Raw genomic sequence first — 14,133 nt, 5'->3', positions numbered from 1 at the left:
CGGGATGGGACCGCGAAACGCAGTTTATTTCAAAACGGTAAAGCCTTGCTTTTCGAAGAAGGGCGTAGCCTTGGCGGACTTCAGGAAATCCAGATAGGATTTTGCCGCCGGAGATTTTGCTTCCGAGAGAATGGCGACGGGGTAGATGATCGGCGGGTGGCTGTCTTCCGGGAAGGTGCCGACGATCTTCACGCCCGGATCGGCGGCCGCATCGGTCTGGTAGACGATGCCATAGGGCGCTTCGCCGCGCGACACGAGCAGCAGCGCTGCGCGCACGCTTTCCGCGCCGGCGACTTTCTTTTCCACGGATGACCAGACGCCGAGCTTTTCCAGCGCAGCCTTGCCGTATTTACCCGCCGGAACTGAATCGACCGCGCCCATGGCCAGTCGGCCATCGCCCACCAGTCCGGCGAGATCGAAGTCCTTTTTGATATCGACCGGCTTGGCCTTGTCGGCCGGGGCGACGAGAACGATGCGGTTGCCAAGCAGATTGGAGCGGTTTTCGACGTTGATCAGCTTCTTCTCGGCGACATAATCCATCCAGGCGAGGTCGGCGGAAATGAAGATATCCGCCGGTGCACCCTGCTCGATCTGTTTGGCGAGCGCGGAGCTTGCGGCGTAGGACACGGTCGCTTCGTTGCCGCTTTCCTTCGCCCATTCGGCATTGATCGCATCAAGTGCGTTTTTCATGCTCGCGGCAGCAAACACCGTGACTTTTTCGGCGGCATGGGCGGGAACTACCGCAAAGGATGCCGCCACCCAGAAGGATGTTGCTGCGGCGATGGTTTTGAAGAAGGTGCGGCGTAAGAGTCTCATGGTGTGTTCCCCCGGTTCGAGATATCCTGATGAATATATCGATAGGCCTATAGGGCAATCATTATATTTTCAAGAATATATCGATGCCGCTTAAAAAAGCCGCCACGACCGGCGGCTTTCGGCCTGTTGATCAGAAGCGTTCACCGGCGAAATGGGCAATCTGTGCGCCCGCCTCGTAATAGGCTTCCTTCACTGCCCGGAAGGCCTGCGCTTTTGGTTCGGTCGCGGGAAGAGGCAGGTCGTTTTCGGCGATATCACCGAGAATATGTTGTGCAATCACCTTGCCGAAGGCAGTACCGGGTGCGATGCCGCGGCCATTATAACCGGAAAAACCGACGACATTTTCCGCGAATTTATGGAAACGCGGCACGGCATTGTCCGTCATGCCGATCTGGCCGTACCATTCGCATTCGAATTCCGTCTCGCCCAGTTGCGGGAAAAGCCGCTTCAGCGATCGTTTGGCCCATGCCCGGTGAATGGCGGCACCCGTGCTGCGCAAGGCGCCGACGCTGCCGAAGACCAGCCGACCCGCTTTGTCCATGCGGAACGAGGAGAGGATTTCCTTTGTATCCCAGCAACCTTCTCGGTTCGGCAGGATACTCTTTTGCAGATTGTCGCTAAGTGGTCTGGTCGCGAAGTTGAAGTAGGGCAGGTAGGTCTGTTCGTCGCGGACGATCTGCCACGGCCCGGTGCTGTAGGCTTCGGTGGCGACGACGATCCAGTTGGCGGTCACCGATCCCTGCGGCGTTTTTACCACCCATTTTTCGCCGCTGCGTTCGGTCGACACGACGGGGCTGTCGGTGTGCAGCCGTGCTCCTGCCTTTTGCGCGGTGGCAGCCAGACCACGGACATAGGCCAGCGGCTGAAGCGTGCCGGCGCGCGTATCGAAAAGTGCGCCGGAATAGGCGGTGCTGCCGGTGCGTCTTGCCGTTTCATCGGCATCGAGAAGGCGGACGGGAGCGCCCCTCGCTGCCCATTGTTCACAACGCTCGCGAATTTCGGCGAGCCCTTTTTCACCGACGGCGCAATGCAATGTGCCATTCTTTTCGATCTCGCAGGGAATCGCGTGTTTTTCCACCAATTCGCGCACCAGCAACGGCGCATCACCCAGAAGGCTGAGAAGCCGTTCCCCGTAGGTTTCGCCCAGCACGCCGGGCAACTCCCTCGGCATGACCCACATGCCGCCGTTGATGAGACCGACATTGCGGCCGGCGCCGCCAAAACCGATTTCCCTGGCTTCGAGAAGAACGACATCCATGCCTTTTTCAGCAAGATGAAGGGCGGCGGATTGTCCGGTGAAGCCGCCGCCGACAATCACCACATCGGCAACCGTCTCGCCTTGCAGTGCAGGCGTAGCGGGCGGCTGCGGCGCGGTCTTTTCCCAGAGGCCGTGCGAGCGGGGGTCATTATACATCGTTCCACCATTTTCCGGGCGAGTTCATTTGTTTTCCGTATGAGTGACAAGTCCTTGTTTATGAGACTTTACAAGTGGCTTCACCTGTTGAATATCGACATATCGTCAAGAGTTCATTCCGTGAGGGAATATGGTTCTACCGCCTCGCCGCTTCTTACCGTCGCTTTCGCTGCTTGCGGCCTTTGAAGCCGCCTCGCGCACGGGCAGCGTGACCGCGGCGGCGAGAGAACTCGGGCTCACTCAAGGCGCGGTCAGCCGGCAGATCCTCGCGCTTGAGGAGCAGCTTGGCGTGGCGCTGTTTCTGCGCGAACGGCAGACAATCCGGCTCACCCGGGCGGGGGAGGGTTATGCGCGGGAAATCCGGGAGGCCCTGCGGCGAATATCGACCGCGTCGCTCAATCTGCGCGCCAATCCGGATGGCGGCACGCTCAATCTCGGTGTTCTGCCAAGCTTCGGCACACGCTGGCTGGTGCCGCGTCTTCCCGATTTCATCGCCCGACATCCGGGTGTCTCGGTCAATCTTCTAACGCGTTCGTCGCTGTTCGATTTCCGTACGGATACCGTCGATGCGGCGATCCATTTCGGTTTGCCGCATTGGCCGGGTACCGAGCTCGTTTTTCTGATGCATGAAACAGTCATTCCGGTGTGCAGTCCCGCTTTCAGGGAGCGCTACGGGCTTTCACAGCCGGGCGATCTGGTGCATGTGCCGCTGCTGCACATGACGACGCGGCCGGATGCCTGGGAACAATGGTTTCGCAGCCATGATGTGGTTTTCGACAATGTGCATGGCATGCTTTTCGATCAGTTCACGACGATTGCCGAGGCGGCGAGTGCCGGGGTGGGGGTATCGCTCATTCCGTCCTTCATGATCGGGGAGGAGTTGCGAAGCGGCCGGCTTGTCGCGGCGGTTACCGGCGAGGTGGAGAGCGAAGAGGCCTATTATCTCGCCTGCATGCCGGATCGCGCCGGTTACGCTCCGCTTGAAAGTTTTCGAAGCTGGATCGTTTCTCAGGCCGCAATCGGGGCTGGTGGCAGTTGATCAGACATTTCGGCCTAAACCGGCAGGCGGTCTTGCAAGACCGGCGCGGCTAAGCCAATAGTGCGCCATGACGCGTGGCGGAGAGCCACGCACCGCAAGTTCCAATACGGGAGATGTCCGTGAAGCCCATTTTTGTCCAGCTTCAATGCGAGCCCGGCAAGACCTATGATGTCGCCGATGCCATCTATAAAACGGAGCTGGTTTCCGAGCTTTATTCCACCAGCGGCGAATATGATCTGATGCTGAAGATCTATCTTCCGCAGGAAGAGGATATCGGCAAGTTCATCAACCAGAACATCGTCAATATTCCAGGCATCGTCCGCTCGTTGACGACGCTGACCTTTACCGCGTTCTGACGCGCGTCTGGTCGGCGAGAGAGTCTTTTCAGCCCAAGGATCTCGGCTGGCTGGATTCCTGTGACAAGCACAGAAATGAGAGGTGGGAGCTCCACGAGCGCGCGTGGCTTTTGGACTCTAATCCGGATTTGAAAAAGCTATTTCAACTTAGTGTAGGGCGTATTGATACACCCCGTCGTGGTTCACGACAGACCAGCGGACGAATTGTCAGGCAATAGAAAAGCGCGCCATTGGCCCAGTATTCGGGATCCGATATTGGGCGCGCTTTGGTTTTGATAGGTCCGTGAGCGGGTGATGGGTTTCCCGCATCAGGCCGCGGCCAGATTCCGGCTGCGCACGAGATTGCGAATTGCAATCCGCACATCGTCGGCGCTGTCGAACTTCTGTTCGTCCAGGTCGTGAACGTGGAACTTCACCGCGATGAACTTCAGCCGGTCGTTGTCCGGTATGACGATGCCGACGGGTTCGCCAGCGAATTCAATAACTTGCTTTTGCATAGGTATACTCCCGCTGTGGCTCATTAACACAGCATGTTGTCGAACTGATTTTCAGAAAATTGAGACCGTCAGGTCACATTCGACAGCAGCGGGAACACGTGGATTTAAATCCAGCATTCCAGGACTCAAGACCAAGGATTGCGTTGATGCGAATATATTTTGACATGACACACTCCCTGTATTGGTGTTGGTCCGGAATCAGGAGACTCGCTCTCCAGTTCCACACTGATAATCCAGACCACCATTAAAATCAATGCTGATTGTTATAGGTAGAATATTTTTCTTTATGATGACAGGAGAGGGGCGGAAATGTGAAATTTTTGTTTTCGTTCGACGCCGCTTTGAAAAGCCCGGCACGGCGGGCTTTTTATGCTTTTTTTAATCGTCGCCGGATGCAGGCGGCGGGTAAATATGATCGTTTCCGTTGAAGTCGGAGACCGAGTAGCAGCCATCGCGGGTTTTTTCGGCCGCATTCGGGCCGATCGTGGCCTTGCCGTGACCGCCCGGAATGTCGAGAACGTAGGTCGGCTGACAAAGACCGGAGACATGCCCGCGCAAGGCGGAAACGATTCGCTGCCCCTCGTCTATCGTCAGCCGGAAATGGCTGGTGCCAGGCGCGAGGTCGGGGTGGTGCAGGTAATAGGGCTTGATACGGTTTTCGACAAAGGCGCGCATCAGTTCGGCGAGAATTGTCGAATCATCGTTGATGCCCTTCAAAAGCACGGTCTGGCTGACCATGGCGATGCCGGCATCGATCAGCCGCGCGCAGGCACTTCTGGCTGCTTGCCCAAGTTCGCGTGCGTGGTTGGCGTGCAGGGCCACATAGGTGGTTTTGCCGCTGGCCTTCAATGCCTCGATCATCCGCCCGTCGATTCGTTCGGGATCGACGACCGGTACACGGGTGTGGAAGCGAACGATTTTGACATGCGGTACGTCTTTCAGCCGCGTCATCAGGTCGGACAATCGCCGCGCCGAGAGCACCAGCGGATCGCCGCCGGTGAGGATGACCTCCCAGATGGCCGGGTTGGCTTTTATATAGTCGAATGCGGCGTCCAGCTCTTCCGGGCTCATCATGCCGTTGCCCTGCGGCCCGACCATTTCGCGGCGGAAACAGAAACGGCAATAGACGGGGCAGACATGCACCGCCTTCAAAAGCACCCGGTCCGGATAACGGTGGACGATGCCATGGACGGGGCTATGTGCACCGTCGCCGATCGGATCGTCCTGTTCTTCGGGAAGGTGGACGAGTTCGGCTAGGTCCGGCACGAATTGCCGCGCGATGGGGTCCTGCGGATCGCGGCTGTCCATCAGATCGGCCATTGTCGGTGTGATGGCCAACGCGTAACGCTGCGTCACCGCGCGCAGGTCCTCGAGCGCCTCGGGCTTGATCAACCCCGCCTCGAGAAGCGCTTCGGGTGTCTTTATGGTTTCAAGCCTTGTCATCGTCCGTATTCCGCGACAGGTGCCCACATGACCAGATCGATGCGGGGCGCGCCGGTTGCCAGCATCACCAGTCGGTCGAAACCGAGTGCTATGCCGCTTGCCGGCGGCATGATCGCCAGCGCCGCCAGAAAATCCTCGTCCAAAGGATAGGTCTCGCCGTAAACCCGCTGCTTCTCAACCATCTCCATTTCGAAACGCCGTCTCTGTTCGGCAGCATCGGTCAATTCGCCAAAGGCATTGGCAAGTTCCACGCCACACGCATAAAGCTCGAACCGTTCCGCCACTCGCGCATCACCAGGCGATTTGCGGGCAAGCGCAGCCTCGCTGGTGGGGTATTCATCGAGAATGGTGGCGCGGCCGAAGCCCAGTTCGGGTTCTACCCGCTCCACGATAACGCGGCTGAACATATCCGCCCAGATGTCGTCCTCGGCCACACGGATTCCCGCATTGGTGAGGCTTGCGGCAAGGTGCTGGCTATCCGTCTCGCCGTTTCGGTCAATCGTCGCCAGAAGATCAATTCCCGCATAGCGATCGAAGGCTTCGGCGACGCTCAGACGTTCCGGTTCGAGGAACGGATCGACGCTGCGGCCACGATAGGTGAAATTGTTTGTTTTGGCGGTTTCTGCCGCCAGCGCCAGAAGATTGGAGCTGTCCTTCATCAGGGTCTCGTAGGTTTCGCCGACCCGATACCATTCCAGCATCGTGAATTCTGGGTGGTGCAGGGGGCCTCTTTCCCGGTTTCGATAAACATGGGCGAAACAGAAAATGCGTTCTTCACCGGCCGCGAGCAATTTCTTGCAGGCGAATTCGGGCGAGGTGTGGAGATAAAGCGGGGCAGCGTCGCCGGCCGGCGTCAGTCCCTGGGTGGCGAAGGCGTGCAAATGTGCCTCGTTGCCGGGAGAAATCTGCAATGTGGCGGTGTCTACCTCGAGAAAGTCCGCGCGCGCGAAATAACTGCGAAATTCCGACTGGATCGCGTTGCGTCCAAGCAGAAAGGCGCGGCGGTCGGCGTGGACGTCGGGCGTCCACCAGGGCGACATTGTCTCGTTGCTTGAGCCCATCTCTTTTTTCTTTTCCGTCTTACCTGCTGGCCTTGTTACGGATAAACGGCCCGCAAAACGCCTGATCGCATCATTTAAAGCAATTCCGGGCGGAAAACCGCTAGGCACTCTTCCGCGAATTGCTGTAGAAGGCTGGCAATTCGCGCGGATTTAAGGTAGTTGCGCCCCAGAAAAAAGACAAAACGTCTGCCGGGCCGGTGCTATCGCGCAGTCCTTTACGACGCATTTCATCGAGTTACAAGGAAGTCATATGGTCAAGGTTATCGCCTCATCCGTCCGCAAGGGCAATGTTCTCGACGTGGACGGCAAGCTCTACGTTGTTCTCACCGCGCAGAACTTTCACCCGGGCAAGGGCACGCCGGTCACGCAGGTTGACATGCGCCGCATCGTTGACGGCGTGAAGGTTTCCGAGCGCTGGCGCACGACCGAACAGGTCGAGCGCGCTTTCGTCGAAGACCTGAACTTCCAGTTCCTTTATGAAGACGGCGAAGGCTTCCACTTCATGAACCCGGCAAACTACGACCAGGTCGTTGTCGATGTCGAGACGATGGGCGACCAGAAGGCCTATCTGCAGGAAGGCATGACCTGCGTTCTTTCCATTCACGAAGGCAATCCGCTGGCTGTCGAACTGCCGCGCCACGTCACGCTGGAAATCGTGGAAACGGAACCGGTTGTGAAGGGTCAGACGGCTTCTTCTTCCTACAAGCCGGCAATTCTTTCCAACGGCATCCGCACCATGGTGCCGCCGCATATCGACGCCGGTATCCGCGTGGTCATCGCGACGGAAGACAATTCCTACGTCGAGCGCGCCAAGAACTGAGCCTGACGGCAGGTTAAACAAAAAGCACCGGGCGACCGGTGCTTTTTTTGTGTCTGGAATACAAAAAAAGCCCGCGTCTCGACGCGGGCTTTTCATTTGCCTTGAGGCGTTTCTTACATGCCCTTTGCAGCGGCCACGGTTGGGCCGGCGGACTTCTTCGGGGCAGGCTGGCCAACGGCATAACCGCCACCGAGAGCCACGTTGAGCGAGACATAATCCTGCGCGGTCGTCTGGATCGCCGTGGCAAGGTTTGCCTGCGCATCGGAGACCGACCGCTGGGCATCCAGAACGTCGAGCAGAGACGAAGCACCGTCACGATAGCTGGCTGTCGAGAGCTGCAGCGCTTCCTGGTAGGATGAGACAGTCTTTCTCAGCGCGTCGACGGTACGCTGGTCGCGATTGATGGCGGCCAGGGCGTTTTCGACTTCTTCAACTGCATTGAGAACGGTTGCCTTCCAGACGAGATATTGCTCGCGTGCTTGCGAGTTCGCGATGTCGACATTGGCGCGCAGTCTGCCACCATCGAGGATCGGGAGAGTGAGGCTCGGACCGAAGGACCAGCTATTGGCCGTTCCCCTGCCGCCGCCACTCAGGAAATTGTAGCTCGGGGTGATCGCGCCACCAAGCTCGATGCTTGGATAAAGCTGTGCCTCGGTTACACCGATCGTGGCGACCGCAGCGGCGAGATTGCGTTCAGCGACGCGGATGTCCGGACGGTTGCGGATAAGGTCGGCCGGGATGCCGGTGCGGGGAACTGCGCGCGCAACAGGCTGGCGTGCGCCCTTCTGCAGCTCGGCGATGAGCGACGAGGCCGGCATGCCGAGCAGGGTCGCGATGCGGTGGGCTGACTTGCGGAAGCTGGTTTCGAGGCCGGGTATCTGCGACAGCGTTGAATTGACCAGACCTTCGGACTGGACGACATCGAGACGCGAGGCTGCACCCGCTTCGAGCTGCAGCTTCGTCAGATCGAGCGTTTCGCGGCGTGAACCCAGGTTCTGGCGGGCAATCGCCAGGCGCTCCTGATAATAGCGCACGTCGATATAGGCCGCGGCAACTGACGAAATCAGCGTCAGGCGCTGAACGTCGACGGTGGAGTACGCGGCGTCAAGCGACGCATCGGCGCTTTCCGTTGCACGGCGATAGCGACCGAACAGGTCGAGGAACCAGGAAACGCTAAGGCTGCCGTTGGACACGTTGGTGACGGGAACGTCACGGTAGCTGCCCTTGGTCTCGCTGGTCGTGTGGCTGCCACTGCCTGTCAGGCTCGGCAGGCCGCCGGCGCCGTCCACGATCACCTGGGCCTGCGCCTGATTGATGCGCTCGATTGCCTGCATCACGGTGAGGTTCTGCGCAAGGCCAGTGGAGACGTAACCGTTCAGGCGGTTGTCGTTAAAGGCCGTCCACCATGCAACGCTGCTGATGTCGCCATTACTGGTTTTTCCGGCTTCCGCGAACTTTCCCGGCAATTGAATTTCCGGCGTCTTGTGGTCGGGTCCGACAACGCAGCCCGAAAGCAGTAGCATTGTCAGGGGAATAGTAGCGCGAATAGACAGCATATAATTTTCCCAATTCTCTGGTTGGCTTACCAAGCGCGGCTTGCTGACAAATGGGCTGCGCGGTCGATATGCCCTAGAAACGTGCGTTTGCCAAATCGGCCATATTTCTAGCAGCGTATTAACGGTTGGCACAGCCCATTTTTGTTTTGTTAACGCCTTGAAAGGCGACGAATGATGACGAAAAAGGACGGAACGAAGAAAATTCCGAGCAGTGTTGCAGAAAGCATACCACCCAGCACCCCGATACCGATTGCATTTTGCGCAGCAGAACCCGCTCCGGTTGCGATCGCGAGAGGCACGACGCCGAGGATGAAGGCGAGCGACGTCATGATGATCGGACGCAGGCGCAGCTTCGCCGCCTCCAGTGCCGCCTCCACCAGACTTAACCCGTGCTCCTGCCTCTCCTTGGCGAATTCAACGATCAGGATCGCGTTTTTCGCGGCAAGGCCGATAGTCGTCAGCAGGCCCACCTTGAAGTAGACGTCGTTCGTCTGGCCGAAGAAATGGGCCGCAGTCAAAGCGCCGAGGACACCCACCGGGACAGCCAGAATGACCGAGAACGGGATCGACCAGCTTTCATAAAGGGCAGCCAGGCAAAGGAACACGATGAGAACCGACAGCGCGTACAGCATGGGCGCCTGCGAGCCGGAAAGGCGTTCCTGATAGGAGATGCCCTGCCATGCCACGGTGTAACCGCCTGGCATGCTTGCCGTCAGACGTTCCATCTCGTCCATGGCTTCGCCGGAAGCAACGCCTGCGCCGGCGGTGCCTTCAAGCGAGATCGCGCCCGTACCGTTGTAGCGTGCCAGTGACGGTGGCGCGTTGATCCACTTCACCTCGCTGAAGGAAGAGAAAGGTACCATTTCGCCGCTGGTGTTGCGGGCATACCAGAACTTCAGGTCGTCCGGCTGCATGCGATAGGGCGCATCGCCCTGAACATAGACCGGCTTGAGTTCGCCGTTCAGGGTGAAGTCGTTGACATCACGTCCGGCAAAGATCGTCGACAGCATGAGGTTCACGGAGGAGAGATCGACGCCCATGGCCCCCATCTTTTCCTGATCGAGAATGATCTTCATCTGCGTTTCGTTGTCCTGGCTGTCGCTTCGCAGAGAGCTGATCTTCGGATTGCTTGTTGCAAGCGCAATCAGGTCCTTGGAGGTGGCTGTCAGAGCGTCGGTGCCGTTGCGGCCGCTATCCACGAGATACATGGAGAAACCGCTCGACGTGCCCATGCCCTGAATTGCCGGCGGCAAAAGCGGGAATACCTGTGCATCGCGGAAGCCGAAGAACGTACCCATGGCCCGCTGCACAATGGCGGCGGCGTGTTGATCGGGTGCGGTTCGCTCGGAAAAGTCCTTGAGCCTGGTGAAGACGATCGCGTTGTTCTGACCTGAACCGCTGAAGCTGAATCCAAGCACGCCGAAAACCGATTCGACGTTGGCTGCTTCTTTTTCACGGAAGTAGCTTTCGACCTGTTTTACCACCTCATTGGTGCGTTCGATGTTCGAACCGGTCGGTGTCTGGATGATCGTCAGCAGCACGCCCTGATCTTCCTGTGGGAGGAAGGAGCTTGGCAGTTTGGTGAAGAACCAGGCGCAGCCGCCGACGACGATCAGGAAAAGAATCGTCACACGCAGGGGCCGCTTCAGCAGATAGCCGATCGACGAAACATAGCCGTCCGTCGTCTTGCCGAAGCCGCGATTGAACCAGGCACCCGGTCCACGCTGCTTTTTGGTATGGTCGATGGGCTTCAGCATTGTTGCGCACAGCGCCGGCGTCAGAACGATGGCGACCACCGCCGAAAGCAGCATGGCCGAAACGATCGTGATCGAGAACTGGCGATAGATGATACCAGTCGATCCGCCAAAGAAGGCCATGGGAATAAACACGGCGGTCAGGACGAGCGCGATGCCGATGATGGCACCGGTTATCTCGCCCATCGATTTTTCCGTCGCCTCGACCGGCGACAGGCCCTCTTCCGACATGATGCGCTCGACGTTTTCAACAACGACGATGGCGTCATCCACGAGAAGGCCGATCGCCAGAACCATGGCGAACATGGTCAGCGTGTTGATGGAATATCCGGTTATTGCGAGGATGCCGAACGTGCCGAGGAGCACGACGGGCACGGCGATCATCGGAATGAAGGTGGCGCGCAGGTTTTGCAGGAAGACCAGCAGCACGACGAAGACGAGAATGATCGCCTCGATCAGCGTATGCACCACTTTCTCGATCGACAGCTTCACGAAGGGTGTCGTGTCGTAGGGATATTCGATCGAGACGCCTGCAGGCAGCGAGCCCTCAACGGCGGTAAGCGCGGACTTGACACGCGCTGCGGTGTCGAGCGCGTTGGCGCCCGTGGCGAGATTGACCGCGAAACCGGCCGAAGGACGGCCGTTCGAGCGGGAATCACCGCCATAGGTTTCCTGGCCGATTTCGATGCGGGCCACGTCGCTCAGGCGAACGGTTGCACCGTCCTTCTCAACCTTCAAGATGACCGATTCGAAATCAGCGACGGTGGTGAGCTGGCTCTGCGCCGTCACCGTCACATTGAGCTGTTGGCCCTGGACGGCGGGAACGGCACCGAGGGAGCCGACCGAAACCTGGGTGTTCTGGCTTTCGATGGCGCCGGTGACGTCAGCCGTGGTCAGCTGGTATTTGTTGAGCTTGAACGGATCGAGCCAGATGCGCATCGCATATTCGGAACCGAAGACGTTGATGCTGCCCACGCCTTCAAGGCGCTTGATCTGGTCTTCAACGCGCGAGGAGAACACGTCGCCGAGATCGGCCGAATTGCGCTTGCCGTCCGTCGAGATCAGCGCACCCACCATCAGAATGCTCGATGTGGAGCGGCTAACCTGAATACCGCGCTGCTGCACGGTGTCGGGCAATTGCGACTGCACGAGCTGCAGCTTGTTCTGCACCTGAACCTGCGCGATGTCAGGCAGGATGCTGTTGCCGAAGGTCAGTGTCACTTCGGCGCTGCCGGTCGAGGAAGACGAGGTCATATAGGTGAGGTCGTCGAGGCCGGTCATGCCGTCCTCAATGATGGTCGTCACCGATTTTTCGACCGTCTCCGCGCTAGCGCCATTATAGGTCGCGCTGACGCGGACCGTCGTCGGGGCAATATCGGGATATTGCGAGATGGAGAGCGTCACAATTGCCAGAGCGCCGCCCAGCATGATGACGATGGCGATAACCCATGCAAAAACGGGGCGCCTGATAAAGAAATGGGCCATGGCAGTCCTGCCTTACCTTTTACGAGCTTCGACCGAGGGTTTCGTGCTCATGTTTATTTCGAGGGGGCGGCGGCAGGCGGAGCTTGCTGCGGCAGAACGACGATACCGCGATCGTCGATGGTCACTTCCACGGCTGCGACCGTCGCGCCGTCGGCAATCCACTGGAAGCCGTCAACGATGAGCTTGTCGCCATCCTTGACGTTTTCCGTCACCAGCCAGGCATTGCCCGACTGCTGGCTGGACGCGAAGGTGCGCGTTTCCACCTTGTTTTCCGCGGTGACAAATTTTGCGGTCAGTTCGCCATTGGCGTTCCGGCTCGCTGCGCGCTGCGGGATGCGGAAACCCGTTTCCTTACCGATGGTCAGCGTTGCGCGAACATAGGTGCCGGGAAGCAGAAGATCGTCCGGGTTATCGAAGAGAGCACGAATGGAGAAGGTGCCCGTGGTTTCGCTCACCGCCATGTCCGACATGTCGATCTTGCCGTCATGCTTGTATTCGGTGCCGTCTTCCAGCGTCAGGTGAATGCCGGTTTCCTTGGTATCGCCTCCGAGCTGGCCCGACGAGATCGCCTTTTTCAGACGCAGAAGATTGATGCTGGATTCCATCAGATCAATGTAGATCGGATCGATGCGGCGCAGCGTCGTCAAAGCCGTCGTCTGGTTTGCCGTCACCACGTTGCCGATGCTGAAAGCGGTTGTGCTGGTGATGCCGTCGAAAGGCGCGCGGACCTTGGTGAGATCGAGGTTGATCTCAGCCGTTTCCAGCGCAGCCTTGGTCTGGGCCACGTCGGCCTCGGCCTGCAGCAGCGTCACCTTGGCGTTTTCATATTCGATCTGCGTTGCGCCGCTGTTGACCAGCCGCTCGTAGCGGGCAAGGTTCGCCTGGGCGCTCGGAACGCTTGCTTCGGCTTTCGCCACGCTTGCCTTGGCCTGCGCCACTTCTGCCAGATAGGTGTTGTCCTCAATCTGGTAGAGAATATCGCCCTGCTTGACCTCACTGCCTTCCTTGAAGGGAATTTCGCGGATGATGCCGGTGACGCGCGGTCGGATTTCCGCCGTCTGGAACGCGCTTGCGCGGCCGGGAAGAACGGTAGTCAGGGGATATTCGCTGGTCTTCATCACGATGATGCTGACCGGAGACGGGGGACGCGCGGCGCCCTGGCCGGCGGTCTGGCTGCTTTCGCTGCCATCGCTGCATCCCGCGAGAACTGCGGTCATGCACAGAGAAGCAAATAGGGGTAAAATACGTCGGCTCATTGTTCTTCCCTGCGTATCGGTCGCATTCAACTATAAGCGCAGTGTCGCTCGGCGGATGCTGGTCCGGGTGCAGGGACGATGGATGAAGGCCCTGTGTGGACCTTCTTCGTTCAATCTGCTCGGACCGCCATTCGCATAGAAGCGCAGGCTTTCACGCTTCGCAAGCAATTGCGAGAAGGTGACGTAAGTTGAGAATCGTCACTTAGCAAGCGGATTGCGCAATCCTGCCTCGATTAAATCAACCAGTTGATCGCAACGTGTTGCTAAATTGCCGATATCTTCCCGTGCGATGAGGACGGGATGGATGACGCTTGTGAGTGCGTGGAGAACGGTTTCCGCCAGAGGCGGGATGTCGGCAGGGGCGTAAATTCCCTTATCCACGCCATCGCGAATAATGTCGGCCACCAGGTTTGCGATAACGGATTTGTAATAGTCACCGCACTTCATGTCCTGCTTTGCCGTCATCAGGATCATTTCGAATATATAGGGATTGTCGTTGAGGTTCTGATGATGTTGTTCCATCAGGGTGCGGGCGAGATGGCGCAGCCTTGAAACTGGTGCATGACTTTTATCGAGCGGGTGGATTTCCCGCTCGAATGCACCGATCTGCTCAAACCCGATGGCATCGACGAGCGC

General features: G+C 58.5%; 12 protein-coding genes (1 of these 12 only partly in view). 3 read left to right on the top strand and 9 right to left on the bottom strand.

Annotation, left to right across the window (positions count from 1 at the left end; all coding sequences use genetic code 11):
• Positions 1 to 24: 24 nt before the first annotated feature.
• Positions 25 to 816: a molybdate ABC transporter substrate-binding protein gene (gene modA / locus CRO62_RS16280; RefSeq protein ID WP_097100890.1), complete on the bottom strand. Its 792-nt coding sequence runs from the start codon at positions 814 to 816 to the stop codon at positions 25 to 27.
• Between the two features lie 130 nt (positions 817 to 946).
• Positions 947 to 2,230, bottom strand: coding sequence for an NAD(P)/FAD-dependent oxidoreductase (locus CRO62_RS16275; protein WP_097100889.1), 1,284 nt, complete (start codon positions 2,228 to 2,230; stop codon positions 947 to 949).
• Between the two features lie 130 nt (positions 2,231 to 2,360).
• Here CRO62_RS16275 and CRO62_RS16270 point away from each other — a divergent pair, with 130 nt between their 5' ends.
• Together CRO62_RS16270 and CRO62_RS16265 are read left to right on the top strand one after the other, a co-directional pair.
• Positions 2,361 to 3,269 carry a LysR family transcriptional regulator gene (locus tag CRO62_RS16270; protein WP_097100888.1) on the top strand — a complete coding sequence of 303 codons (909 nt, stop codon included), beginning with the start codon at positions 2,361 to 2,363 and terminating at the stop codon, positions 3,267 to 3,269.
• 119 nt (positions 3,270 to 3,388) lie between these two features.
• Positions 3,389 to 3,625, top strand: coding sequence for an Lrp/AsnC ligand binding domain-containing protein (locus CRO62_RS16265; protein WP_003516842.1), 237 nt, complete (start codon positions 3,389 to 3,391; stop codon positions 3,623 to 3,625).
• A gap of 308 nt (positions 3,626 to 3,933) precedes the next feature.
• Here the strand turns inward: CRO62_RS16265 and CRO62_RS16260 are convergent, their stop codons facing one another.
• From CRO62_RS16260 to epmA, 3 genes are all read right to left on the bottom strand, one after another.
• Positions 3,934 to 4,122, bottom strand: a complete 189-nt coding sequence (locus CRO62_RS16260) for a hypothetical protein (protein ID WP_003516843.1) — start codon at positions 4,120 to 4,122, stop codon at positions 3,934 to 3,936.
• 378 nt (positions 4,123 to 4,500) lie between these two features.
• The gene (locus tag CRO62_RS16255; RefSeq protein ID WP_097100887.1) at positions 4,501 to 5,565 is read right to left on the bottom strand and encodes a lysine-2,3-aminomutase-like protein; all 1,065 of its coding nucleotides are present in this window, start codon (positions 5,563 to 5,565) and stop codon (positions 4,501 to 4,503) included.
• Positions 5,562 to 6,626, bottom strand: coding sequence for an EF-P lysine aminoacylase EpmA (gene epmA / locus CRO62_RS16250; RefSeq protein WP_097100886.1), 1,065 nt, complete (start codon positions 6,624 to 6,626; stop codon positions 5,562 to 5,564). The genes CRO62_RS16255 and epmA overlap by 4 nt, the downstream gene beginning before the upstream one ends.
• A 250-nt stretch (positions 6,627 to 6,876) precedes the next feature.
• Between epmA and efp the strand changes: the two genes are divergently transcribed.
• Positions 6,877 to 7,446 carry an elongation factor P gene (gene efp, locus CRO62_RS16245; RefSeq protein WP_003516849.1) on the top strand — a complete coding sequence of 190 codons (570 nt, stop codon included), beginning with the start codon at positions 6,877 to 6,879 and terminating at the stop codon, positions 7,444 to 7,446.
• 113 nt (positions 7,447 to 7,559) lie between these two features.
• On the opposite strand, the gene CRO62_RS16240 is transcribed toward efp, so the two are convergent.
• The 4 genes from CRO62_RS16240 to CRO62_RS16225 all read right to left on the bottom strand — a co-directional run.
• Positions 7,560 to 9,002: an efflux transporter outer membrane subunit gene (locus CRO62_RS16240; RefSeq protein WP_097100885.1), complete on the bottom strand. Its 1,443-nt coding sequence runs from the start codon at positions 9,000 to 9,002 to the stop codon at positions 7,560 to 7,562.
• Between the two features lie 149 nt (positions 9,003 to 9,151).
• Positions 9,152 to 12,241, bottom strand: a complete 3,090-nt coding sequence (locus CRO62_RS16235) for an efflux RND transporter permease subunit (protein ID WP_097100884.1) — start codon at positions 12,239 to 12,241, stop codon at positions 9,152 to 9,154.
• 53 nt (positions 12,242 to 12,294) lie between these two features.
• Positions 12,295 to 13,497: an efflux RND transporter periplasmic adaptor subunit gene (locus CRO62_RS16230; protein WP_097100883.1), complete on the bottom strand. Its 1,203-nt coding sequence runs from the start codon at positions 13,495 to 13,497 to the stop codon at positions 12,295 to 12,297.
• A gap of 198 nt (positions 13,498 to 13,695) precedes the next feature.
• A protein-coding gene (locus tag CRO62_RS16225) for a TetR/AcrR family transcriptional regulator (RefSeq protein WP_097100882.1) crosses the window boundary here: on the bottom strand, positions 13,696 to 14,133 show its 3' portion. It continues 222 nt past the right edge of the window; 438 of the gene's 660 nt are visible here — the last part of the coding sequence; the start codon falls outside the window, past its right edge; it ends in the stop codon at positions 13,696 to 13,698.

The organism is Rhizobium sp. AN6A (assembly GCF_900215635.1).
GTDB classification, from domain to species: Bacteria; Pseudomonadota; Alphaproteobacteria; order Rhizobiales; family Rhizobiaceae; genus Agrobacterium; species Agrobacterium tumefaciens.
This window is presented reverse-complemented; position numbering and strand designations above follow the sequence as displayed.